20 protein-coding genes are annotated in these 24,974 nt (G+C 60.1%); 11 read left to right on the top strand and 9 right to left on the bottom strand.

Annotated features, from left to right (window positions below):
* Window positions 1-3 precede the first annotated feature (3 nt).
* From V6N02_RS08220 to torC, 5 genes are all read right to left on the bottom strand, one after another.
* The gene (locus V6N02_RS08220; RefSeq protein WP_371225047.1) at window positions 4-558 is read right to left on the bottom strand and encodes a DUF2478 domain-containing protein; all 555 of its coding nucleotides are present in this window, start codon (window positions 556-558) and stop codon (window positions 4-6) included.
* Window positions 559-570: 12 nt separating this feature from the next.
* On the bottom strand, window positions 571-1,203 hold the full coding sequence (locus V6N02_RS08215) for a hypothetical protein (protein ID WP_371225046.1): 633 nt from the start codon (window positions 1,201-1,203) through the stop codon (window positions 571-573).
* Between the two features lie 63 nt (window positions 1,204-1,266).
* Window positions 1,267-3,726, bottom strand: coding sequence for a trimethylamine-N-oxide reductase TorA (torA, locus tag V6N02_RS08210; protein ID WP_371225045.1), 2,460 nt, complete (start codon window positions 3,724-3,726; stop codon window positions 1,267-1,269).
* Between the two features lie 187 nt (window positions 3,727-3,913).
* Window positions 3,914-4,597, bottom strand: coding sequence for a TorD/DmsD family molecular chaperone (locus V6N02_RS08205; protein WP_371225044.1), 684 nt, complete (start codon window positions 4,595-4,597; stop codon window positions 3,914-3,916).
* On the bottom strand, window positions 4,590-5,768 hold the full coding sequence (torC, locus tag V6N02_RS08200) for a pentaheme c-type cytochrome TorC (RefSeq protein WP_371225043.1): 1,179 nt from the start codon (window positions 5,766-5,768) through the stop codon (window positions 4,590-4,592). The genes V6N02_RS08205 and torC overlap by 8 nt, the downstream gene beginning before the upstream one ends.
* A 124-nt stretch (window positions 5,769-5,892) precedes the next feature.
* On the opposite strand from torC, the gene V6N02_RS08195 reads away from it, so the two are divergent.
* Window positions 5,893-6,600 (top strand): response regulator, encoded by a 708-nt coding sequence (locus V6N02_RS08195; RefSeq protein WP_371225042.1) that lies wholly within the window; start codon window positions 5,893-5,895, stop codon window positions 6,598-6,600.
* A gap of 207 nt (window positions 6,601-6,807) precedes the next feature.
* Here V6N02_RS08195 and V6N02_RS08190 read toward each other — a convergent pair whose 3' ends face one another.
* Window positions 6,808-8,418 (bottom strand): glutamate synthase-related protein, encoded by a 1,611-nt coding sequence (locus V6N02_RS08190; RefSeq protein ID WP_371225041.1) that lies wholly within the window; start codon window positions 8,416-8,418, stop codon window positions 6,808-6,810.
* A 218-nt stretch (window positions 8,419-8,636) separates the two neighbouring features.
* Between V6N02_RS08190 and V6N02_RS08185 the strand changes: the two genes are divergently transcribed.
* The 5 genes from V6N02_RS08185 (at window position 8,637) to V6N02_RS08165 (ending at window position 14,894) form a co-directional block, all read left to right on the top strand.
* The gene (locus V6N02_RS08185; protein WP_371225040.1) at window positions 8,637-9,965 is read left to right on the top strand and encodes a lytic murein transglycosylase; all 1,329 of its coding nucleotides are present in this window, start codon (window positions 8,637-8,639) and stop codon (window positions 9,963-9,965) included.
* A 73-nt stretch (window positions 9,966-10,038) separates the two neighbouring features.
* A complete protein-coding gene (locus V6N02_RS08180; RefSeq protein WP_371225039.1) occupies window positions 10,039-10,551 on the top strand; it encodes a class I SAM-dependent methyltransferase in 513 nt (170 codons plus the stop codon).
* A 51-nt stretch (window positions 10,552-10,602) separates the two neighbouring features.
* A complete protein-coding gene (polA, locus tag V6N02_RS08175) occupies window positions 10,603-13,410 on the top strand; it encodes a DNA polymerase I (RefSeq protein WP_371225038.1) in 2,808 nt (935 codons plus the stop codon).
* Between the two features lie 174 nt (window positions 13,411-13,584).
* Window positions 13,585-14,475, top strand: coding sequence for an AraC family transcriptional regulator (locus V6N02_RS08170; protein WP_371225037.1), 891 nt, complete (start codon window positions 13,585-13,587; stop codon window positions 14,473-14,475).
* 179 nt (window positions 14,476-14,654) lie between these two features.
* A complete protein-coding gene (locus V6N02_RS08165) occupies window positions 14,655-14,894 on the top strand; it encodes a CDGSH iron-sulfur domain-containing protein (RefSeq protein WP_371225036.1) in 240 nt (79 codons plus the stop codon).
* A gap of 36 nt (window positions 14,895-14,930) precedes the next feature.
* Here the strand turns inward: V6N02_RS08165 and V6N02_RS08160 are convergent, their stop codons facing one another.
* Both V6N02_RS08160 and V6N02_RS08155 read right to left on the bottom strand, forming a co-directional pair.
* Window positions 14,931-15,683: a hydroxypyruvate isomerase family protein gene (locus V6N02_RS08160; RefSeq protein ID WP_371225035.1), complete on the bottom strand. Its 753-nt coding sequence runs from the start codon at window positions 15,681-15,683 to the stop codon at window positions 14,931-14,933.
* A 1-nt stretch (window position 15,684) separates the two neighbouring features.
* Window positions 15,685-16,266 carry a DUF1285 domain-containing protein gene (locus V6N02_RS08155; protein WP_371225034.1) on the bottom strand — a complete coding sequence of 194 codons (582 nt, stop codon included), beginning with the start codon at window positions 16,264-16,266 and terminating at the stop codon, window positions 15,685-15,687.
* A gap of 70 nt (window positions 16,267-16,336) precedes the next feature.
* Here V6N02_RS08155 and V6N02_RS08150 point away from each other — a divergent pair, with 70 nt between their 5' ends.
* Genes V6N02_RS08150 through V6N02_RS08135 form a run of 4 tightly spaced genes read left to right on the top strand, consistent with a single transcriptional unit; the run spans window position 16,337 to window position 23,008 of the window.
* Complete coding sequence (locus V6N02_RS08150; protein WP_371225033.1) at window positions 16,337-17,344, top strand: AAA family ATPase; 1,008 nt, start codon at window positions 16,337-16,339, stop codon at window positions 17,342-17,344.
* Window positions 17,341-18,219: a DUF58 domain-containing protein gene (locus tag V6N02_RS08145; protein WP_371225032.1), complete on the top strand. Its 879-nt coding sequence runs from the start codon at window positions 17,341-17,343 to the stop codon at window positions 18,217-18,219. Before V6N02_RS08150 ends, V6N02_RS08145 begins: the two co-directional genes overlap by 4 nt.
* Window positions 18,216-20,963, top strand: coding sequence for a DUF4159 domain-containing protein (locus tag V6N02_RS08140; protein ID WP_371225031.1), 2,748 nt, complete (start codon window positions 18,216-18,218; stop codon window positions 20,961-20,963). Before V6N02_RS08145 ends, V6N02_RS08140 begins: the two co-directional genes overlap by 4 nt.
* Complete coding sequence (locus V6N02_RS08135) at window positions 20,960-23,008, top strand: hypothetical protein (RefSeq protein WP_371225030.1); 2,049 nt, start codon at window positions 20,960-20,962, stop codon at window positions 23,006-23,008. The genes V6N02_RS08140 and V6N02_RS08135 overlap by 4 nt, the downstream gene beginning before the upstream one ends.
* Here the strand turns inward: V6N02_RS08135 and V6N02_RS08130 are convergent.
* A complete protein-coding gene (locus V6N02_RS08130; protein WP_371225029.1) occupies window positions 23,005-23,385 on the bottom strand; it encodes a hypothetical protein in 381 nt (126 codons plus the stop codon). The genes V6N02_RS08135 and V6N02_RS08130 overlap by 4 nt on opposite strands.
* A 136-nt stretch (window positions 23,386-23,521) precedes the next feature.
* Here V6N02_RS08130 and V6N02_RS08125 point away from each other — a divergent pair, with 136 nt between their 5' ends.
* On the top strand, window positions 23,522-24,955 hold the full coding sequence (locus V6N02_RS08125; protein WP_371225028.1) for an FAD-linked oxidase C-terminal domain-containing protein: 1,434 nt from the start codon (window positions 23,522-23,524) through the stop codon (window positions 24,953-24,955).
* The last annotated feature ends 19 nt before the right edge of the window (window positions 24,956-24,974 follow it).

Raw genomic sequence — 24,974 nt, 5'->3', positions numbered from 1 at the left:
CGCTTATGCCTCTTGCCCTATCTTAACAGAGGCCCGCAGGATTGCATCGCACCATTGCCGGACATGTGGTGATGTCGCTGGCAGATCAGTTGCGTAGCTGCCCGCATAGGCCCGCCAGTCGTCGTGGTAAGACCGCGTGACCGAAAGCAGAACCGGGATGTTCAGGCCCAGCGCCTTTTCGACCAACGGGCGGAACCCGCCGCCTTGAGATTCGCTATAGCCGAAGCGATTCAGGATCAGCACGTCGGTATCCGGTGTGATCGCGGTGCTGATCTCGGCGATGGCTTCGGCCAATGTGCCATAATCCAGACGGCAACCTTTCGAACCCGATCCAAGATCCTGAGAAATGCAATGCCGCGCGCCCGTTGCAAGGTTCACAAGGCTGAAATCGTCACAGCAACTGGCCCGTCCGGACCTGGCCTGTTGCGCCACTCCGGCCACGCGCATCCCCTTGTCACGCAGGAGGTTGGCAGCGGCGTGCAGCATCGGATCAACGGGCTGACCCTTGTCGCGGATCAGGGCGGTGATCGCGGCGGGCCTGGGCATCGGATATGTCATCATCTGTTCCTTTCAGGGGGTGTTGAACAGGCGGGCAGCATCCTTGGCGTGATGTTGCAAGTAAGCGCGGATCAGGAACTGGTCATCCTTGGGCAATCCGGTGCGCGGCCCCATGACCTTCAAATGGCTGGTCCATTGATTGGCGGTGTAGTGATCGGCGATGCGCCGTTGATGGCAAGCCGTGCATCGTTCGCCAAACAGTGGTTCTGCACGGTCCCAGATATCCTGCAAGCTGGGTTGCAAGACAGGCGCCTTCAACCAGCCGGTCAGCGCCGTGCGGGTCCAGATCAGATCGGTATCAGGGTCTGTGATTGATTCAGAAAACTGCAACTGGTCGGTCGCGGACTTGGCCAGCGCAGCGCGCAAAACGCGGATGCCTGGCGCGGCGTAAAGCACTCGTTCGGCACCCGTCTGCGTCCAGCCCTCCAGCGATACTTCAACCCAATCGCCAGTCTGTGAGACAACCTGCAAAGGGGCCGCCACAAGCAATTTGCCAATCGGGCGGGCCGCCTCATCCGGGCTGGCCCAAACCTCGTAGGTGCCATCAAGATAGCGGGTGTCTCGGCTGTCCTGCGCCTGCGCTGTGCTGAGCGACAGGATCACCAGCAGAAACGCGAGAAGACTTCTAAGGAGAACGGTCTGCATCATGCGACCTCAGTCAGGAAAGCATGGCGCGCACGGGGATCGGCGCGCCATGCGGGTGTTTGTTCAGCCCTCGGCCGGGGCGTCAAAGACGTTCACATCAGGCAGATCGCCTGTGAACTTCTCGACATCGGCCAAACCGGTGTGGCCGCAATTGCCCTGTGCCAGACTTGAGGTGCCGTGACCCACGGTCAGGCAGTTCACGTCACCGTAGGCATCCAGCGATCCAGCCTCGCCGCCATTGACCGGATCGTACCAGCCGCCCTCATAGAGGCGCAGGACGCCGGGGCGGATGTCATCCGTCACGATCGCACCGGCCAGCACCTGACCACGGTCATTGAAGATGCGCACCACGTCGCCATCGGCAATGCCACGCGCGGCGGCATCCTCGGTGTTGATCACGCAAGGTTCGCGCCCTGCAACCGTGTAGAGATCGCGGATCTTGGTGCCGCACAGCTGCGAGTGCAGGCGGTATTCAGGGTGGCCCGAATTGACGTGCAGCGGATAGGGTTGATTGCCGCCCAGCCGCTCGACCGGTTCCATCCACATCGGATGTGGCCCGCAATCGGCATAGCCCATCTTCTCGATATTGCGCGAGAAGATCTCGATCTTGCCGGTGGGCGTGCCCAGCGGTTCCAGCAAAGGATCATCGCGATAATCGGCATAGCGCACGAACTGTTTGGCGCTGTCGGGGATGTCAAAGACAACCACGCCCGCCTCCCAGAAGTCGTCAAAGCTGGGCACTTCCACACCCTTGGCTGGTCCTTGCTTGGCGGCATCCTCGTAAAAGCCCTTGATCCAGGCCATCTCGTCCTTGCCTTCGGTGAAGTCGTTGCCCGCTCCCAGCCGGTCGGCGATCTCGGCGAAGATGTCGAAATCGGTGCGCGATTCAAAGACCGGGTCAACGACCTTTTTCATGCCAAGGATCGCTTTCAGCGAGTAATCCCCGATATGCTCGATATCATTGCGTTCGTAGGATGTGGTGGCGGGAAGAACGATGTCGGCGAACCGTGCGGTGGCGGTCCACTGGAAGTCCTGTACGACCACGGTTTCCAAGCTCTGCCAGGCCTTGATCATCCGGTTGCGATCCTGGTGGTGTGCAAAGGGATTGCCACCGGTCCAGTAGACCATCTTCACTTCCGGATATTGCGTCCGTGTGCCGTTGAAATCCATATCGCCACCGGGATTTTCGAGCATTTCGACAATCCGGCTGACCGGGATCGACGCAGCCCCAGCTTCGGTAAGCCAGGCCGCGCCTTCCACGGCTGCACCACCGTCCGAAATCCCCGGAAGCACGACCGAATTGGCCGAAGGAGAGCCACCATTGGCATAGTGATAGCTGAGACCAAAGCCGCCTCCGGGCAGACCGATCTGACCCAGCATCGAGGCCAGCGTGACCAGCATCCAGTGCGATTGTTCGCCGTGGTGCTGACGCTGGATCGACCACCCCGAACTCAACATGGTGCGGTTGTCGGCAAACAGTTTGGCCAGTTCCTTGATCTGTTCGGCAGGCACTTCACAGATTTCTGCAGCCCATTCCGGTGTTTTCGGCGTGCCATCGCTTTCACCCGTCAGATAGGGCAGAAAATCTTCGAACCCGGCGGTGTATTCATCGAGGAAGTCCTGGTCGTGCATCCCTTCGGAATAGAGCGCATGTGCCACGCCCAGCATCATCGCCACATCCGTATGCGGGCGGATCGGAATCCATTCAGCATCGAAGAACTTGGCGGTTTCGGTGCGGATCGGATCGATCACGATCACCTTCTTGCCGGTGTTTTTGAAGTCTTCCATGTAGGGATAGCCATCATGGTCGGCCACGGTCCAGCCGATCTGGTTGGTCTTGATCGGGTCAGCCCCCCAGAAGACCAGCACGTCAGTGCTTTCCACCACCACGGGCCAGACGGTTTGCTGTTCATAGACCTCCAGCGTGCCCATCACATGGGGCATGATGATCTGGCTTGCCCCGGTTGAATAATCCCCCGAGCTGTTCACGAACTTGCCTTCGAGGCCGACGTTCAGGGCACGGCGCAGAAGGTTTTGACAGTTATGAAGCTTGCCAGAGCTTTTCCAACCGTAGGAGCCTGCGAAAATACCTGTGGGGCCATACGTGTCGCTGACGCGTTTCAGCTCATTTGTGACCAGTTCCAGCGCCTGATCCCAGCTGACGCGCACGAACTCTTCGCTGCCGCGGTCCTCGGGGGCCGCGCCCGGGCCGCCTTCCAGATAGGCCTTACGGACCATCGGGTATTTGATCCGGCTGGGAGAATAGACGCTGTCCATCACACCTTCCAGTTGGGGCGAGGGTTTCGGATCTTCGCCCCAGGCGCGCAGCTTGGTCCAGACGCCGTCCTCGACCGTGGCGTGGAACGCCCCCCAGTGCGATCCGGTCAGAACCTCACCGGCGGTCGCGGCCTGTGCGGCCCCCGGCCGCAAAATTGCAGGCGCAAAGGCGCTGAACGCCCCAAGGGCCGTGGCCCCCTTCAACACGCTTCGGCGTGAAATCGCGTTTCTATCATGTCTCGACATCTGTGTTCCCTCCATTGCTTGGTCGTCCTGTGCGGCAAGGGCCAAAGGCCGGCCCACCGCGTTTTGCGTGAGTGTTTCAAAGCGATGTGAATGAGGTGCGGGGAACCGTTTAACCGGGTGTAAATTTATGTAAACAGATCGTAAATGCGCCTTATTTCATCATCTCTTCGCGGCACAGTCTGGCCGTCTAATAGGTTGCCTTGATCGCCCCGAGGGCGCTTTGGGCAACGCGTGCAACTTGCTCGTGATCCGGCTGGTCCTTGCGGCGCTCCTTGATGTCCGCGCGCACGAGGTCCAACGCTGCATTCGTCAAAAGGCTGATCCGCGGCGGGCCGGACAGCCGCGCGCAGCGATCAGCAAATTCTGGCAACCAGTTCAACAGGTGTTGTTCCAGAAACGCGACGGTCGGGATCGGCAGGTGCTGTCCTGCCTGCTCGCGGTCACACAACTCGGCTGCGACATGCAATTGAATGGCTATATGATCCGAAGGTTCGTTCACACCGCCGGGCAATGTCATCTGCAATCCGGACAGGATGCGGTTCATCTCGCGCGTCGGTTCTTGGCAGAGCAGCCCGCGTTCGCTGACATAGACCGAGGCATAGGGTGGCGCAGAGCGCGGCCCACCCACATCGAAGGCCTGACTGAAAGCGCGGGCAAACCCCTTCTGTTCAGCCTCAAGATCCTGACCGGGTGCAATCATCGCGTCGAGCAGTCCGACCACCGGGGCCAGTGCGGGCACCGAGCGGCAGGCTGACAAGACCTGCTGCCCGTCCGGACCACGATACTGCTCAAGCTGCTCAGCCGAAGGCGGCGACAGGAAGAATTGCGCCAGCCAGCGATAGGACAGTGCAAGGGGAACATACTCAGTCATGATGCCCTGCCGCTCCGGTGTCCTTGGCATTCAGTTGCAGGTATTTCTGCAGGATGCGGTATTCTTCCTTGTCCAGCGTGATAAAGCGTTTCATCGACTTCAGGACACCGATCCACTGGTTGGCCAGGGTATGTCCAGGGTCGGGTTTGGAGTGGCACATGCCACAGCTGGCCCCGTACATTTCCTTGGTGTAGGCCCAGATTTCCTCGTCATCCTCAAGCAACGTTCCAGGGGCAACCCAACCTTCAAGGCTGACCTGGTGCCAAACGAGATCGGTATTCTCATCGGTTTCGGTTCCGTGGGTTTCGATAATGTCGATCGCCGATTTCTTGACCGTTGCCTCGAAAATCCGCTGGCCGCGCAGGGCATAAACAACCTGCTCCACGCCATCCTGCTGCCAGCCTTCAACGGCAACCTTCAGCATACCGTTATCACGGTCGACGACCTTCAACTCGGTGGCGGCCAGGAACTGACCAATAGCGTCTTCACCCGCTTCGACTTCGGCGGCCGAGGCAAAGAACGGGATCGTGACCAACGGATAGGCGGTGTCACCTGAAGGGCTGTGCGCCTCAGCCATGGCCGTGAGATCCTCGAACTTCTTGCGATAGCCCTTCGACAGATCCGGCAGGCGGTGAGCGATACCCTTGTGGCAGTCGATACAAGTGTCGCCGCGTTCAAAACCAGCCTTCATTTCCTTGGCGGCCTTTTCACTCTGAAGAGCGAAATCCATATGCGACTCGTCGTGGCAATTCCGGCACTCCAGCGAATCGTTGGCCTCCATCTTGGCCCAGACCTTCATCGCCATCGCGGCGCGGTGCTCTTCAAACTTTTCAGGCGTGTCGATCTTGCCGGTGAAGTGGCCGTAAAGCTCTTTGGTGGCCTGCACCTTGCGGATGACCTTGGGGAACCATTTCTTGGGAACATGGCAATCCGAACAGATTGCGCCCACACCGGACGCGTTCATGAAATGCGGCGAGGCTTTGTAATCGGGATAGACGTTTTCTGCCATTTCATGACAGGAAATGCAGAATTCCAACTCGTTCGTGTATTCCATGGCGGTGTTGAACCCGCCCCAGAAGACAATCCCGGCAACAAACCCGCCGATTGCCAGAACCCCAAGCGAGATTGTCCCCGCAGGTCCCCAGAACCTGTTCCATAGCCGTTTGATCATTGTCGCAGCCTCCTTCGTCACAGAGGTGTTAGACGAGGGCTGTAAACAGGTTGCCTTAGGGCTTTGAACCTTTGGTAATTTTATGTAAACATGATGTAAACAACCTGGGGCGCGCGCAATGATCATGCCAAAACAGATCCTGATCGTAGAGGATGATCCGACCAGCCTTGAGGCGGTTGCCAGCTATTTCGAGGTTGAAGGGTACCGCGTTCGGCGTGCCAGTGACAGCAATGAAATGGAGCAGGAACTGCGCCGCCATGCCATTGATCTGGTGGTGTTGGATATCCGCCTTCCGGGCAAAGACGGCCTGACGATCCTGCGCGAATTGCGCAAAAGCTCGGACGTGCCGGTGATCGTGATGAGCGCACGGACAGAGGATGTGGATCATATCGTGGCGCTTGAGATTGGCGCAGATGACTACCTTGATAAGCCGATCAACCTGCGTGAATTGCTGGTGCGCACCAAGAATATCCTGCGCCGCATGGCCAACCCGACAGTCCCGCTGCGCGCGAAGGGCGACCAGCAGGAGTTTGACGGATGGCTTCTGGACCGCAGTGCCCGGCGTCTGACAGACCCCGATGGCGAGGATGTGCATCTGACCCGGGGCGAGTTCGAACTGCTGAGTTTCATGGCAAAGCGCGCCGGAAGGGTGCTTCAGCGTGATCTGCTGCTCGATTGCCTGACGTCACGCGAATGGCAACCCTATGATCGCACGGTGGATGTGCTGATCGGGCGATTGCGGACCAAGATCGAAACTGATCCCAAATCGCCGGAACTGATCGTGACCGTGCATGGGGTCGGGTATGTTTTCATGGGGCACGAAAGCGCCTGACCCGATGGGAACGTCAGGCCAGTTCAGCCTCGGTCGCCATTTCCACCAGAGCAGGTCCGTTGATCTCCAAAACAGTTGCGGTGGCAGTTTCAATGTCCGCAGAGTTGCTCACCTTCTCGCAAGGCCCACCCTAGAGGTGGGCAAAGGAAGGATTGGCGACACCGGTTTCCCAGATCTGCCCTGCTTGGGCGCGTTGCGCTTTCTCCCTTATGCCACGCCGCCATAGGTCACGCCCGAGAGGTCAGACATGTTGCGCTGCCAGGTGGTCAGATCATCGGCATTGAAGCCTGACAGGTGGTCATGGCCACAGGCGCGCGCCATTACCTGCATCAGCTCGACCGAAGCCTCGAAGAAATTGGCCAGCTGCCTGGCCGATTTCTCGGCGATCAGTCGGCTGACCAGATGCGGTTTCTGCGTGGCGATCCCGACGGGGCAGTTGTTGGTGTGACAGGCCCGCATGGCCAGACAGCCAATCGCCTGCATCGCCGAGTTGGACACCGCAATCGCATCCGCGCCCAGCGCCATGGCCTTGACGAAATCGGCGGGCTTGCGCAGGCCACCCGTGATCACCAGCGTGACATCGCCCCGCTTTAACCGGTCCAGATGCGCCCGCGCGCGGGCCAACGCGGGGATGGTGGGGACGGAAATATTGTCACGGAAGATAATCGGAGCCGCCCCCGTGCCGCCCCCGCGCCCATCGAGGATGATGTAATCGACGCCAATCTCTAACGCAGCATCAATATCCTTCTCGATATGCTGCGCCGACAGCTTATAGCCAATGGGAATACCGCCAGTTCGGTCGCGTACCTCATCGGCAAACTCCTTGATCTGTGCAGGCTCGGTCCATTCCGGGAAGCGCGGCGGTGAAATCGCGCCCTGTCCGGGTTCCAGCCCGCGCACTTCGGCGATTTTGCCCTTCACCTTATTGCCGGGCAGATGGCCACCCGTACCGGTCTTGGCGCCTTGTCCACCTTTGAAATGAAAGGCCTGCACGTTCTCCAGCTTGTCCCAGGAAAACCCGAAGCGAGCCGAGGCCAGTTCGTAGAAATACCGGCTGTTGGCCGCCTGTTCTTCGGGCAGCATCCCGCCCTCGCCTGAACAGATACCAGTGCCCGCCATCTCGGCCCCCATGGCCAGCGAGACCTTGGCGGTTTCCGACAGTGCGCCAAAGCTCATGTCCGAAACAAATAGCGGGATTTTCAACGTGAGCGGTTTTTGCGCATTCGGGCCGATCACCACATCGGTGCCCACCGGGTCCTCGTCCAGCAAAGGCGCTTTGTGCAATTGTGCTGTGAGGATCTGAATATCGTCCCAATCCGGCAGTTGGTTGCGCGGCACGCCCATCGATTCAACAGCGCCATGATGGCCTGTCTTGCTCAGCCCGTCCTTGGCGTATTTCTGGATCAAGCCATTGTAAGGCTCTTCCTCGGTGCCATGGCTGGTGTCGGCGTAAAGCCCCAGGTAGGCGTCACGATCGAAAGGCTGTGGGTTCTCGAGCGCCCAGGCATTGATCTCGTCTTTGTCCACCCAGATATCGCCATCCTCAACCCACGATTTGAACCTGGGCAGTGCTTCGTCATTGGCGTATTCCGACACGCCGCTGTCCAGCCGGTAGTCCCAGTAATGCACGCCGCAGATCAGGTTGTCGCCGCTGACAAACCCGTCCGACATCAACGCCCCGCGATGCAGACAACGGCCATAAAAGACCGAGATTTCCTCATCAAACCGCACGACCACAAGGTCGACCTCACCCACCAAAGCATATTGTGGCTTGCGATCTGGCACGTCTGCCAGAGTGGCTACTTTTGCTTTATTCATTCTGTCCTCCGCTGTTTGGGCCATCTTACGCAGGTTCGGCGCTTCTGGTGATGATCTTTTTGTGTAGCGCGGACTTACGATCCAACCGATGGCCATCCTTGCGCAACCTCCGAAGGACTGGAGGCTATCGGCAATCGCTTGCTTTGCAGGGCGATCCTGTCTTTTGATTCTGCTCAATTCGCGCTAGAGTAAACAAAACAAAAATAAGGGGCCGGGCAATGCGTTTAGGTGCGTTTGGGTTTGCTATAACAGGACTTCTGACAGCGGTGGCCGCCGAGGCGGCGCCAGTTGATACATCGATCAGGCCGGTGTTACGGCCGGGTACGGTGACACCACTGGACGTGGTAGTGATCAAGGACGTTCCGCTAAGGTCAATGCGACCGGCGCTGCGCCCCGAGGGCCTGGGTCAGGGGGATGTTATCCTTGCCTCGTCCAACCCGAAATTCCAGAACTGGATCAAGGGGTTTCGCGGGCGTGCCCTGTCCCAAGGCATCAAGGCGTCGGTGTTTGACCGGGCCTTTCGCGGTGTGCGGTATAATGCCGATGTGATCGACAAGGATCGCAACCAAGCCGAATTCAAACGCAATATCTGGGATTATCTGGATTCCGCCGCCTCGCCTGACCGGGTCAGCGAGGGTAAAAAAGCGCTGCGCAAACATCGGCGCACCTTGGAAACGATCGAGCGCACCTATGGCGTCGAGAAAGAAGTGGTTACGGCCGTCTGGGGACTGGAAAGCCGCTATGGCACGCGGATGGGCGATATCAACCTGATCGAGTCGATGGCGACATTGGCCTATGACGGACGGCGCGGTGCGTTCTTTGAAAAACAGCTGATCGCGGCGCTGAAAATCCTGCAATCAGGCGATGTGGCCCCGCGCAACATGACCGGATCGTGGGCGGGGGCGATGGGGCATACACAGTTTATCCCGACCTCTTACCTGGCCTACGCGGTAGATATCACCGGCGACGGGCGACGCGATATCTGGTCGGATAACCCGGCGGATGCGCTGGCCTCGACAGCCGCCTATCTCAAGCGGTTTGGCTGGGTCAAAGGCATGCCTTGGGGGGTCGAAGTGAAGGTGCCAAAAGGATTTGGTGCGACCTCGGCCAAGCGGATGCCCTCGGACTGGGCCGCGCGCGGCGTGGTGGCCATGAATGGCAAACCCGTACCCAATCACGGATCGGCCCGCATTCTGATGCCCGCGGGGCCTGCCGGGGCCAAGTTCATGGTGTTCAAGAATTTCGACGTGATCAAGCGGTACAACAATGCCGATGCCTACGCGATTGGTGTCGGCCACCTGGGTGATCGGATCAAAGGCGGCCCTGCGATTCAGGCCAGCTGGCCGCGCGGCTATACGCCCGTCACGTTCGAGCAACGCAAGGAAATCCAGCGTCGGTTGAAGCGCAAAGGCTATCCGCTGGAGAAAATCGACGGGATTCTGGGGCCGAATACAACGCGCTCCATCAAGGCGTTTCAGCAATCTATCGGGGTAACGCCAGATGGTTTCCCCTCGGCGGAACTGTTGCAGCAATTGAAGCGGAACTGAGCAGAAACTCTATAGAGCCGGCCTCAGAATATATCTCTTGGGCCTTTACGGGTCGCACCTTTGGGGTCTGCGCATGGCGTATAACTATGACAAACTATATGGATCGACCCCACAGGCACTGGGCGAACCCACGTCCGTGTTTGTTGAATTCTTTCAAGGGCTGACAGGCGCCTCCCTTCGGATTCTGGATGTTGGCTGCGGCCAGGGGCGGGACGCACTTTTTATCGCACGCATGGGACATCGTGTCGTTGGCGTTGATCTTTCGCCCAACGGCATTCGCGACATGGTCGCGGCGGCAGAGCGCGAAAACCTGCAGGTCGAAGGCATCGTTGCTGACATCACCAGCTTTGTCCCGGAAGGCACATTCGACATTTTGCTGATCGACCGGACCCTGCACATGCTGCCCAAAGACGCACAGCCTGAGACGCTTGGCCGCCTGATCCGCAGCGTCTCGGAAACCGGTTGGGTGCTGATCGCCGACGAACGCTCGAACATGGAGGGTTTCAAACGTGTCTTTGCCAATAGCCCCGTGGCCTGGAGTGCAGAATTGGACAAAGGCGGCACCTTGTTTATGCGGCGTTCTTGATACCGGGTCTGGCCCCCGCCCCTTGCGCATGGCATATCTTGGCCAACGCACATGGGAGACGCGCAAATGACCTTCGGAAAAGGCTGCCACCTGCATCTGATTGACGGCTCGGCCTTCATCTTTCGCGCCTATCACGCCCTTCCGCCGCTGACCCGCAAATCCGATGGATTGCCGATTGGTGCCGTCAGCGGGTTCTGCAACATGCTGCAACGCTATATCTCGGACAATAACGGACCGGATGCCCCCACCCATGTCGCGGTAATCTTCGACAAGGGCAGCCACACCTTCCGCAACGAGATGTACTCCGAGTACAAAGCCAATCGCGAGGCGATGCCCGAAGACCTGCGCCCGCAAATCCCGCTGACCCGCACGGCAACCGAGGCGTTCAACATCGCCTGCAAGGAGCTTGAGGGCTATGAGGCCGATGACATCATCGCCACCCTGTCGGTACAGGCGCGCAAGGCGGGGGGCCGTTGCACCATCATCAGCTCCGATAAGGATCTGATGCAACTGGTCGGCGGCGGGGTCGAAATGTTTGATGCGATGAAAAACAACCGCATCGACGTGGAGGGTGTCGAGGCGAAATTCGGCGTCGGCCCGGAACGGGTTGTGGATGTACAGGCACTGGCCGGTGACAGCGTTGACAACGTTCCCGGCGCGCCGGGCATCGGCATCAAAACCGCCGCCTTGCTGATCAACGAATTTGGTGACCTGGAGCGCCTTCTAGACCGGGCCGAGGAAATTCCTCAACCCAAGCGCCGCCAGACCCTGATTGATCACCGCAAACAGATCGAGCTGTCCAAGCGCCTCGTGCAGCTGGATTGCGACACCCCGCTGGAATTCACCCTGGATGATCTTGAGGTGCGTGACCCGGACCCGGACAAACTGCTTGGTTTCCTCGCCGAGATGGAATTCCGCACCCTGTCCAAACGTATTGCCGACGCGCTTGGCACCGAACCTCCGGTGATCGAAGACACCCCTGCCGCGACCCCGCAGTATGCCCCGGAATGGCCCGCCATAGACCCGGATGCCTATGAGCGTGTCTCGGACATGGCGAAGCTGGACACATGGATCAGGCTGATCCGACATCAGGGCTATGTGGCGGTGGACACTGAAACCACCTCGCTCAATGAAATGCAGGCGGATCTGGTGGGCATCTGCCTTGCCATTCAGCCTGGTCAGGCTTGCTATATCCCGTTGCAACACAAGGATGGCAATGCCGATGATTTGTTCGGCTCGGATGCACTGTTGGATGGGCAACTTAAACTTGAGGCTGTGTTGACCGCGCTGAAACCGGTGTTCGAGGATGATGCGATCCTCAAGATCGGGCAGAATATGAAATACGACGCTAAGGTGCTGGCCCGCTATGGCGTTGATATTGCTCCGTTCGACGACACGATGCTGATGTCCTACGCGTTGAACTCGGGCATCCACAATCACGGCATGGACACCCTGTCAGAGCGCTACCTGGCGCATAGCCCGATCCCGATCAAGACCCTGCTGGGCACGGGCAAATCGGCCATCACCTTTGACCGCGTCCCGATTGACGAGGCGGTGAAATACGCCGCCGAGGATGCCGATATCACCCTGCGCCTGTGGCATCTGTTCAAACCACGCCTGCATGTTGAGAAGGTCACCACCGTTTATGAAACGCTGGAACGCCCGCTCGCGCCCGTGCTCGCGCAGATGGAACGGCACGGCATCAAGGTTGACCGCGAGGTTCTGAGCCGCATGTCCAATGCCTTTGCTCAGAAAATGGCCGGGCTTGAGGCGGAAATTCACGAACTGGCCGGGCGCAGTTTCAATGTCGGCAGTCCCAAACAGCTGGGCGAAATCCTGTTTGATGAAATGGGCATTGAGGGCGGCAAGAAGGGCAAGACCGGGGCCTATGCCACCGGGGCCGATGTGCTGGAGGACTTGGCCACCGAACACGAGTTGCCTGCCCGCGTGCTGGACTGGCGGCAACTTTCCAAACTGAAATCCACCTACACCGACGCGTTGCAGGATCACATCGACCCGGACACCACGCGCGTGCACACCTCTTATGTGCAGACCGGGGCGTCGACAGGCCGCCTGGCGTCGACCGATCCGAACCTGCAAAACATCCCCGTGCGCACCGAGGAAGGCCGTCGCATCCGCGAGGCTGTTATCTCGGAACCCGGCAATACATTGGTCAGCCTCGATTATTCCCAGATCGAACTGCGTATTCTTGCCCATATCGCCGATATTCCGGCCCTCAAAGAGGCGTTCAAACGTGGCGACGACATCCATGCCATGACCGCCTCGGAAATGTTCGACGTGCCGATGGACAACATGACCCCCGAAATCCGCCGCCGCGCCAAGGCGATCAATTTTGGGGTGATCTATGGCATCTCGAGCTTCGGCCTGGCCCGCAATCTGCGCATTCCCCGCGCCGAGGCGCAGGGCTTTATCGACCGCTATTTTGAACGTTTCCCCGGCATCCGCACCTATATGGACGAGACCATCGCCTTCGCCAAAGAGCATGGCCATGTTGAGACGCTGTTCGGGCGCAAAATCCACACGCCCGAGATTGCGGCAAAAGGCCCCCGCGCCGGGTTCGCCAAGCGCGCCGCGATCAACGCCCCCATTCAGGGCACCGCCGCCGATATCATTCGCCGTGCGATGATCCGCATGCCGGACGCCATCGAGGGACAGCCCGCGAAAATGCTGCTGCAGGTGCATGACGAACTGATCTTTGAGGTGTCCGAGGGTGCTGAAGAAGCGCTGATCCAGACCGCCCGCGACGTCATGGAAGCGGCCGCCGATCCTGCGGTGCATCTTGACGTGCCGCTGATTGTGGATGCGGGTCAGGGCGGCAACTGGGCGGAAGCGCACTGAACACACAAGGTTGGTGTTTTGGGCAATGCGCCGAGGCCTCCCAGCGCTCTCAGAAATCCTAACCCAACCTAATCGTTTCCAAATCGTTAACTGCCTGTTTCCCCGGTTTTCGGGATTTTTTCGTGCCTGACAGGCCGGATCGCAGTATCACGTTCGCCAACGCTGGGGGGCGTCATGACATTAGAGATACTTGCGCGGAAGGTTGATCGCTACATCAACCCACACTGGAAGAATGGTGCGTCTTTGGCCACGGGTCTTCCTCATCTGTCGGTTCAGCGGAACACTGTACCTACCAATCCCGAGGCCCATTTGGGCACACCTTCAATTTGCCTGATCCTGCAGGGGGAAAAGGCAACCACGGCGGCCGGCCTGACGGTCAAGTCGGGGGCGGGGCAGTCGCAGATTCTCAGCCACGCGTTGTTTTCGACAAATCACATCACCGTCGCAGATCAGAAGACGCCATACCTGGCGCTCAATCTGACCCTTGATCTGACCGTGATGCGCGGTCTCTATGATCAGATCGGCGATACGGTTTTTGACCAGACGGAAGGTACCGCCCTGGCCGTGGCCACCACGGATGATGCTTTGATTGATGCGCTGGGGCGCTATTTCGCACTCAGTTCCAAACCGTGGGAAACCGACGTAATGGCCCCGCTTCTGCTGCGTGAAATCCATTTCCGCCTGCTGATGGCCCCGCATGGCGGCATGCTGCGTCAATTGCTGATCCGCGACAGTCAGGCAAGTCGTGTTGCTCGGGTGATTGCGCGCATCCGGCAAGGCTTTCGCAATCCCCTCAACATGGCCGAGATGGCCAAAGTTGCGGGCATGAGCGACTCGGCCTTTTATGCGAATTTCAAGACGATTACCGGCACGACGCCCTTGCAGTACCAGAAAGACTTGCGGTTGTTCGAGGCGCGTCGCCTGATTGCCAGCGGTAACAGCGCCGTGGCCGCCGCTGCTCGCGCGGTCGGTTATGACAGCGCCACGCAGTTCAGCCGTGAATACGCCCGGAAATTCGGGGCCTCGCCCCGCAGCTTTATCGGCGGAATGCGCGTCTCGGTGTGATGTTACCCGGGGATCGGACCTGATGTCGCCAGAAGCCATCCATGCGCTGTCACAACGACAAAGCTATACTCCTTTGTATTTCCCAGAGTCGCGGATGATGTCTCGTTAATGAGTGATTTTGGCTGGTCAAAGAAGCTGCCCGCGATAGCTTCTGGAAGAGACTAAAATCGGAGAGAGTAATGTCGACGCCTGAAATCGCCCAAAAAGCACCCTACCCAGTCGAAGTGGAAGCCGGGAAAAACTACTTCTGGTGCGCGTGCGGCAAAAGCAGCAAGCAACCCTTTTGTGACGGCAGCCACAAGGATACTGATTTCTCGCCAGTGAAATACACGGCTGAAAAAGACGGCAAGGTCTTCTTTTGCGGTTGCAAGGCCACGGGCAAAACACCTGTCTGCGATGGAAGCCACGCGAAACTCTGAACTGTTCACGCCGTTGATCGGAACGCCGTTGCTGGCTCAGGGCAGCCAGCCAAGACCATCGCTGGTTCGTCCGGCCGGATGATACTCGGCGCTGACGACGCCCGCATATCCGTCGCGGTCCAGCCGGTCAAAAAACGCCGGATAGTCAATTGCACCTTTCACCGGCTCATGCCGCCCCTCGGCTGCGGAGACTTGTACATGCACGGCACGAGACCCGAGCCTGTCCCAGAGGGCCATGGTATCGCCAGTAATCTTGTGGGCGTGATAGGCGTCAAACTGCAACCCAAGATTGGGCGCGCCCACCTCGTCCAGCACCGCCACCGCATGGTCAAAATCGCAGAGATAATAGCCCGGAAGATCATCGGTATTGATCGGCTCGATCGTCAGCGATTGCTCGGGCGCCTCGGCACAGGCCCAGCGCAGGTTTTCAACAAGGGTCTGATGCGCTGCGTCGCCTTGCTCGGCCTCACCGCTCATGATGTGAATAAACGTCGGTTTCAGAAGGCTGGCATAGCGCAGCGCCCGTTTGAAATCATACCGAAACCGATCCTCGCCGCCCGGCACGGCTGCGAACCCGCGCGCGCCACCATTGTAGTTGGGCGGGGGGCAGTTAATCAGGCACAGCGACAGATCATGGCGGATCAGAGCGCTGCGAATATCCTGGCCCGGTTCTTCATAGGGAAACAGGATCTCGACCACATCGAACCCAGCTTCTTTGGCAAGCTCAAACCGCTCCAACATCGGAACTTCCTGAAACAGCATCGTCAGGTTGGCGGCAAAACGGGGCATGTCAGGACTCCGGCAGATCTTCCGACGGGATAATGCCAAAGAATTCGCCACCAGACCAGAGACCAAACCAGCCCTCGTGATGCGCGCCGATATCGACCAGCCGGTAAAAGGATTTGCGATCAATCAGCGCCTCCAGCCCATCGCGCACCATGACATAGGGCGACGGTTCACCCGTGCCCTCATCCCGCACAACGCGGATCGGTGTTTCGGTGCTGGCCAACACGGTGTCACCGACATTGGTTTCAAATTGCAGCATCTGATTGACCCCGTCGCCTTTCACCTCGAAATCGACGGCCACAAAGGGGGCATCGTCCACCGTGATGCCCACCTTCTCGACCGGGGTGACCAGGAAATAGCTGTCACCCTCTTTCTTCAGAATTGTCGAGAAAAGCCGCACCAGCCCGGGCCGGTTGATCGGTGTGCCTTCATAGAACCATCTGCCATCCCGTGCGATGCGCATATCTATGTCGCCGCAAAAGGGCGGATTCCACAGATGAATCGGCGGCAATCCGGGGGTTTTGGCGGCTTTGACAGAGGCCTCAAGGCTTTCTGCTGACGGGGACGTGATCTGCTTATCGCTCATTGCTTTTGCCATTTCGTTCTCGCGCGATACACTCTACCTCAAGGGATATAGATTGCTGAGGAGATTTGCCATGAGTGATGAGGCCGAGTTGTTGCAGGGGATTGAGGCGCTGGAAGATAAGCTGGCGCAGGCGCGGGCCTCGATCACCAAACGCTTTATCGGGCAAGAGACGGTCGTCGATCTGTCGCTCTCGGCAATGCTGTGTGGCGGTCACGGGCTGTTGATCGGTCTGCCCGGGCTTGGCAAAACCCGGCTGGTGGAAACTCTGAGCACCGTAATGGGCCTCAATGGCCACCGCATTCAGTTCACGCCCGATCTGATGCCCGCCGATATTCTGGGCAGTGAAGTTCTGGAAACCGGTGCCGATGGCAGCCGCGCGTTCAAGTTCATTCCCGGCCCGATCTTCTGTCAGCTTCTGATGGCGGACGAGATCAACCGCGCCAGCCCGCGGACTCAGTCGGCGTTGCTGCAGGCGATGCAGGAACGTCAGGTCACCGTTGCCGGGCAGGATCGTCCGCTGGACGCGCCCTTCCATGTACTGGCGACGCAAAACCCGATTGAACAGGAGGGCACCTATCCCCTGCCCGAAGCGCAGCTTGACCGCTTCCTGGTGCAGATCGACGTGCCCTACCCGGATCGCGATACCGAACGGGATATTCTGCTGGCCACGACCGGTGCGACCGAGGAAGAGGCGCATCAGGTGTTTACTGCGGCTGAACTGGTCGAAGCCCAACAATTGCTGCGCCGGATGCCGGTGGGGGAAAGTGTGATGGAGGCCATTCTGGATCTCGTACGCGCCTTCCGTCCCGAGGATACCACCGCCAGCGATACGGTGCGCGAAAGCGTGGCCTGGGGTCCCGGTCCGCGGGCGGCGCAGGCCCTGATGTTGACCGTGCGGGCGCGGGCCATGCTGCAAGGGCGGCTGGCCCCGGATGTGGATGATGTCGCAGCGCTGGCGCAACCCGTTCTCAGCCACCGGATGGCGCTCAATTTTGCCGCCCGCGCGCGCGGTGATAACCTGACCGATCTGATCACGCGCACTGCTGAAACCGTAACCCGGGTTGAGGCAGCCGCTTGACTCAACCTATCCCCCTCCGCGCCCGGGCAGAGGCCGAGGCGGCCCGCTTCCCAGCGCTTTTGGCCCGCGCCGAACATTTGGCGGGGGCTGTTCTGTTGGGGGAACATGGGCGGCGGCGATCGGGCATGGGCGATGATTTCTGGCAATACCGCCCGGTACAGCCCGGTGATTCACGGCGGTTGATCGACTGGCGTCGATCAGCCCGGAGTGATGCGCAATTCGTGAAACAGCGCGAATGGCAGATTGCCCAATCGGTGATGCTCTGGGTGGATGAAGCAGCCTCAATGCGCTTCGCCTCGGATGAAAACCTGCCCGAAAAGGCGGATCGCGCGCGGGTTCTGGCGCTGGCCGTGGCCGTATTGCTGAACCGGGGCGGCGAGCGCGTCGGCCTGACCGGCACGTCCTTGCCACCGCGCCGTGGCGAAGCACAACTCGCCCGGCTGGCCGAGGCGCTGACGATTGAAAGCCCGGATGATTACGGCAAACCCGATTTGCGCGGAATGGCCTCACATGGGCGCGCCCTGCTGGTATCCGATTTCATGGGGCAGATCGAACCGGTGCGCGACGCGTTGCTGATGGCGGCAGATCGCGGAGTGCAGGGCGTGGTCCTTCAGATTTTGGACCCGGTGGAAGAGGCATTTCCGTTCAGAGGACGCACAATTTTTGAAAGCGTTGGTGGCACGCTGGCGCATGAAACACTGAAAGCCTCTGAACTGCGCGACAGATACCTGACCCGGCTGGCCGAACGTAAGGCCGAGCTGCGCGAGCTTTGCGCCCTGACCGGCTGGCAGTATCACTGCCATCACACGTCGGACTCGGCGCAATCGGCGCTTTTATGGCTGTATCAGGCCTTTGAACAGGGGGCAGCGGCATGATCTTTGGCCCCATCGGATTTGCCCAGCCGTGGTTGTTGGTGGCGCTCGCGCTATTACCTATTCTGTGGATGATCCTGCGCGCGGTCCCGCCTGCGCCGATCCGGCGGCGGTTTCCCGGTGTCGCACTGCTTTTGGGGCTGAAGGATGATGACAGCGTCACGGATCGCACGCCTTGGTGGCTGTTGCTGCTCAGGATGCTGGCGGTTGCTGCCGTCATTGTCGGTCTGGCAGGTCCCGTTCTGAATCCCAAGCCCGAGGGTGAGACGCGCGCGAGCGGCCCCCTGCTGATCCTGCTGGATGGAAGCTGGGCCAGCGGGCGTGATTGGGCCGCGCAACAGGCATTGCTGGACGACATGTTGGCCGAGGCCGGGCGCGAAGGGCGCACCGTCGCCGTGATGCGGTTGAGCGATCCCGAGACGCCCTCTTTCCAGGCGGCCGAGACATGGCGCACGCGCCTGTCCGGGTTGGGACCCGAGCCTTGGGCACCGACACCAGAGACGCTGGGTGAGGCTACCGCGATGCTGGGCGATGGCAGCTTTGAAACCCGCTGGTTCTCGGACGGTCTGACCCGCGAGGGGCGCGAGGATGTGCTGAGCGCGGTGCAGGCGCGCGGCCCGGTCTCGATCTATGAAAGCCCGCGTCCGGTTCTGGCGCTGGCCCCCGCGGGTTTGGCCGAGGGGAATGTGCAATTGACCGCCCGGCGCAGCACCACCGATCTGGCGCGTGAAATCACGGTCGAGGCGCATGGGCGCGACCCCTCAGGCGTTTCGCGTCTGCTGGCCACCTTGCCGATGACGTTTGAACCCGGGGCCTCAGAAACAATTGGAGAGTTATCGCTTCCGCCCGAACTGCGCGCACGGCTGAGCCGATTCGAGATTGCAGGGCAAGATCATGCCGGGGCGGTAACCCTGTCCGATGACAGCCTGAAACGGCGCGAAGTGGCCCTGATCGCGGGGCGTGAGGACCGGGAAGGGCTGGAGCTGCTCTCGCCTCTGCATTTCCTCGAACAGGCATTGATCCCAACCGCCGATCTGCTGGACGGTGCGTTGATGGATATCCTGCCCGCCAACCCCGATGTGATCGTTCTGGCCGATGTGGCCACGCTATCAGGGGCCGAACAGGCTGCATTGCTGGAGTGGCTGGACGCAGGCGGCATGTTGCTGCGCTTTGCGGGGCCACGTTTGGCGGCCAGTGATGTGTCGCGCAGTGAAGAAGCGCCCCTGATGCCGGTCCGCCTGCGCTCGGGTGGGCGCAGTGTGGGTGGTGCGATGAGTTGGGGTGAACCGAAATCGCTGGCCCCCTTCACCGAGAGCAGCCCGTTTTTCGGCCTCGATATCCCCGAGGATGTCCGCGTCAGTGCGCAGGTCATGGCGCAACCTGATCCAACACTGGCCGAGCGTGTGATTGCACAGCTGAGCGATGGCACCCCGATGGTAACCCGCAAGCGGGTCGGCGATGGGCAGGTGGTGTTGTTCCACGTCACTGCCAATGCCGAATGGTCGACCCTGCCGCTGTCTGGTCTGTTTGTACAGATGCTGGAACGGCTTGCCGTTTCGTCGTCGATCACCCAACCCGACGCCGAGGATCTGGCCGGGACCACATGGCAGCCCATCAAGGTGCTGGATGGTCAGGGGCGTCTGGCTGACGCGGGCAATCTGCCAGGTGTGCCAGGGGATCAGTTGATCACCGCGGCCCTTGGCCCTGACCTTCGTCCCGGTCTCTATGATGGGCCCGATCGCCGCATCGCACGCAATGTGCTTGAAGCGGAAACCGTTCTGGAGCCGGTCAGCTGGCCTGCGGATGTGCCGGTCACGGGGCTGTCGCGCCCTGCCGAGCAACCGCTGAGTGGCTGGTTGCTGGCGCTGGCTCTGCTGCTTTTGTCCGCCGATGTGATTGCGTCACTGGCTTTGTCGGGACGTTTGGTTCCTGCGCGCGCGGCCTTGATGCTTGGTCTGCTGATGGCCCTGCCCCAAACCGGCGAAGCGCAGGACGAAAAGACCGCGCTGGCCACCTCCGAACTGGTGCTGGCCCATGTTCTGACGGGCGATACAACGCTGGACAACACCGCAAGGGCGGGCCTTGTCGGGCTCAGCGAGACGCTGTTTTTCCGTACATCTGTCGAGCCAGCCGATCCGATTGGCGTCGATCTGGAAACCGACGAACTGGCGGTGTTTCCGCTGCTTTACTGGCCCATCACACCAGATCAGCCACAGCCTTCGGCCGAGGCCTATGCACGCCTTAACACCTATCTGCGCACCGGGGGCATGATCCTATTTGACACGCGCGATGCCAATATCGCCGCCTTCGGGGCCTCTTCGCCCAATGGGGCCAAGCTGCAACGGCTGGCGGCCCCCTTAGACATTCCGCCATTAGAGCCGCTGCCCGAAGATCACGTTCTGACGCGCACTTTCTATCTGCTGCAGGATTTCCCGGGGCGTCATGCCGGGCGCGGCGTGTGGGTCGAAGCGGCCCCACCGGATGCCGAACAGATTGAAGGGATGCCGTTTCGCAACCTCAACGATGGCGTCACGCCGGTGGTGATTGGCGGCAATGACTGGGCCTCGGCCTGGGCGATGGACAATCGCGGCAACCCGCTGTTTCCCGTTGGGCGCGGCTTTGCGGGCGAACGGCAGCGTGAGCTGTCTTACCGCTTTGGCGTCAATCTGGTGATGCATGTGCTGACCGGCAATTACAAATCCGATCAGGTGCATGTGCCTGCCTTGCTGAACAGGCTGGGCCAATGAATATCAGCATCGTCTTTGATCCCCTTCTGCCCTGGTGGCTGATCGCGGTTCTGGGCGGTGTGGCCCTCACGGCTGTTGCCCTTGCCCTGCATCGGGGCCTGTCCGGCTGGGCCTTGCGGGGCCTGGCGGCGCTCACGGTGATCGCGGCGCTGGCCGGGCCGGTCTATCAGCAGGAAGAGCGTGAACGCCTCACCGATATCGTTCTGATGGTCGCGGATGAGAGTGCCAGTCAACAGCTTTCAGACCGCGCCACGCGCACCAGCACTGCCGCCGAGACCATCGCCGCAAGTATCAACGCGATGGACAATACCGAGTTGCGCCGCATTACGCTGCCCGATGGCGAGGACAATACCGGCACCCAGTTGATGACCGCGTTGAGCGAGGCGATGGCCGAGGAACCGCGCGGGCGCATAGCCGGTGCTGTTTTGCTGTCAGATGGCCGTTTGCATGATCTGGATCGCGCGCCCGAGATGCCCGCCCCGCTGCATTTGTTGCATACAGGGCTGACAGATGATTGGGACCGGCGACTGACCATCAGCAATGCCCCTGCTTTTGCCATTCTGGGCGAAGAGGTCACCATGACCTTGCAGATCGAAGATCGCGGCAATGCCCCCATTGGCCTGACCAGCGTGCCGTTGGAGGTCTCGGTTGATGGTGACACACCGCAGATGTTCGACGTCCCGCTGGGCCAGCCCATCGACCTGCCGCTGAAACTGCCTCATGGGGGACGGAACGTTCTTGAGTTCTCGACCCCCCTTGCAGAGGGCGAGTTGACGGACCGCAACAACCGCGCGTTGGTGCAGATCAACGGCGTGCGGGACCGCCTGAGCGTATTGCTGGTATCGGGTGAACCCCATGCCGGGGGACGCACATGGCGCAATCTTCTGAAATCTGACAGCTCGGTCGATCTGGTGCATTTCACCATTCTGCGTCCGCCCGAGAAACAGGATGGCGTGCCGGTGCGGGAATTGTCGCTGATCGCGTTCCCGACACGCGAGCTGTTCCTTGAGAAGATCGAGGATTTCGACCTGATCATCTTTGATCGCTACAAGCGGCGCGGCATCCTGCCGTCGATCTATCTGGATAATGTGCGTTCTTACGTGGAGAAGGGCGGCGCTGTTCTGATCGCCGCAGGGCCGGACTTTGCCAGCGCCGACAGCATTTTCCGCACACCGATTGAAACCATTGTGCCGGGGCGCCCCACCGCCCGCGTGTTGGAAGAACATTACCGGCCAACCGTCACCGATCTGGGACAGCGCCACCCGGTGACCGCCGGGCTGGAGAAGGAATTTGATGGCGAATGGGGCCGCTGGTTGCGCCAGATCGAAGTGGTCCCGCAAGAGGGTCACGTGGTGATGTCAGGCATTGATGAAAAGCCTCTGTTGATGCTGAATCGCGTGGGTGAAGGGCGCGTGGCGCTGCTGGCGTCGGATCACGCATGGATGTGGCATCGCGGCTATGAGGGTGGCGGCCCGCAACTGGAATTGCTGCGCCGTCTGGCCCATTGGATGATGAAAGAACCCGAGCTCGAAGAAGAGGCCCTGTCGGCCGAGGCCACTGGACAGAGCATGCGCATCACCCGCCAAAGCCTGTCGGACGAGGTGGGCACCGTAACGATCATCACTCCTTCGGGTGAAGAACTGGAACTGACCCTGGACGAGGTCAGCCCGGGACGGTTTGAGACGGTGTTCGATGGCCCCGAGATCGGGCTTTACCGGCTGGCCAATGATGAACACAGCGCGGTGATCGGCCTTGGCCCCGCCTCGCCGGTCGAGTTCGAGGAAACCCTGGCCAGTGGCGAGGCGCTGCGCCCGCTGATCGAGTCCACGAATGGCGGCATCCGGGCGCTGGAAGACGGAGTGCCGCGCATCCGCGCCGTGCGCGAGGGCCGTCCCGCGGCGGGTCGCGGTTGGATCGGAATCACCCCGCGCGAGGCCTATGAAACGCTGAATGTGACGCAGATCGCCTTACTGCCCGCATGGCTGGTGCTGCTGTTGATTTCAGGACTGATTGTGGGTGGTTGGCTGCGCGAAGGGCGGCGTTAAGGCCGCAGTTCGACCCTCACGCGCTCTTCGGACCAGCCTTTCTGCGAGCAGTGGGTCCGCAGAAACACTTCGCGCGTGCCGTCCGGCACGACCAGCGAACTGAGAGAGCGGGTAAAGGGCTGTTCGTCAACATGCGGATGCATCAGCTTGCGATAACCCAGACGATTCCCATGCGCATCCAGCACCTCCCACCCATCGGCGTAATGATCCCAGCCTGTATCGTCATGGCGTATCGTCACATCCATCCGCCATGTCATTCCGGTTTTCTCGACGGAAACATCGACAACTTCAGGATCGTCGGACAAAGCGAGAGTCGGGGCGCAGATCAGCGCGAGAGCGAAGGCAAATCGTTTCATACCGCCCAATATAGGGATCATGCCCGCGGTGGGGAGTCACGTCTGTGTGTGGCCGTGTTTCAAGAGCATTTTGTGCGCCGGGCGCGAATGCCGCGCAGACTCTTCTTGCCTAATTCCAAAATTGGTTATATTTTATTACCAATATAGGAGTCCCCTTATGCAGATGCCCAAACCCGATCCCGCCGTTCTGGCCCGCAAGCCCGAGCTGATTTCACGTTTGCAAGAGGTTCTGCCCGAGGATGCGGTGATACATGATCCCGCCCAAACGCGCGCCTATGAATGTGACGCGCTGACTGCTTACAAATGCCCACCGCTTTGTGTCGTGCTGCCTTCCAGCACGCGGGAAGTGTCAGACGTCTTGAAAATCTGCCACCAGCTGGGCGTGCCGGTCGTACCTCGCGGATCGGGCACCTCGCTGGCCGGTGGTGCATTGCCCACAGAGGACAGCGTGATCATGGGCATCGCTCGGCTGAACGATGTGCTGGAAACCGATTATGAAAACAGGTTTATCCGCGTTCAATCCGGGCGCACCAACCTCAGCGTCACCGGCGCGGTTGAGGAGGAGAACTTTTTCTACGCCCCCGATCCGTCCAGCCAGTTGGCCTGTGCCATTGCCGGCAACATTGCGATGAACGCTGGCGGCGCGCATTGTCTGAAATACGGTGTGACCACCAACAACCTGATGGGCGTGACCATGGTGTTGATGGATGGCACCGTGGTTGAGATTGGTGGCGCGCATCTGGATGCCGAAGGTTATGACATGCTGGGCCTGATCTGTGGCTCGGAAGGACAGCTGGGCGTGGTGACCGAGGCGACCTTGCGTATCCTGCGCAAACCCGAAGGCGCGCGCCCCGTGCTGATGGGCTTTGACAGCAACGAAGTGGCGGGGGCCTGCGTGTCAGATATCATCAAGGCGGGCGTTCTGCCGGTCGCGATCGAATTCATGGACCGCCCGTGCATCCGCGCCACCGAGGCTTTTGCCAAGGCGGGTTACCCGGATTGCGAGGCGCTGTTGATTGTCGAGGTCGAAGGCAGTGATGCCGAGATTGACGAGCAGCTGGAAACCATCATGGCCATCGCCCGCTCGCATAATCCGGTCGAACTGCGCGAAAGCAACTCGGCCGAGGAAAGTGCGAAAATCTGGCTGGGCCGCAAATCGGCCTTTGGCGCAATGGGCCAGATCAACGACTACATGTGTCTGGATGGCACGATCCCGGTCAGCCAGTTGCCGCATGTCCTGAAACGTATCGGCGAGATGTCCAAGGAGTTTGGTCTGGATGTGGGCAATGTGTTCCACGCAGGCGACGGCAACATGCACCCGCTGATCCTGTTTGATGCCAACAAACCCGGCGATCTGGAGCTGTGCGAGGCGTTCGGTGCCGAAATTCTGAAGCTCTGCGTCGAGGTGGGAGGTTGCCTGACCGGCGAACACGGTGTGGGGATCGAAAAGCGTGATCTGATGACCCATCAATACGAACCTGCCGATCTGGAAATTCAAATGGCGGTAAAGGATGTGTTTGATCCCAAATGGCTGCTGAACCCGGCCAAGGTGTTCCCGCTTGACGTGTCACAAGCACGCCGGGCGGCCTGAACCATACAGCCAGAAAGAC

The sequence above is a fragment of the Roseovarius conchicola genome, from assembly GCF_041403425.1.
Taxonomy (GTDB): domain Bacteria; phylum Pseudomonadota; class Alphaproteobacteria; order Rhodobacterales; family Rhodobacteraceae; genus Roseovarius; species Roseovarius conchicola.
The sequence above is the reverse complement of the archived record's forward strand: the minus strand, read 5'-3'. Positions and strand labels throughout refer to the sequence as shown.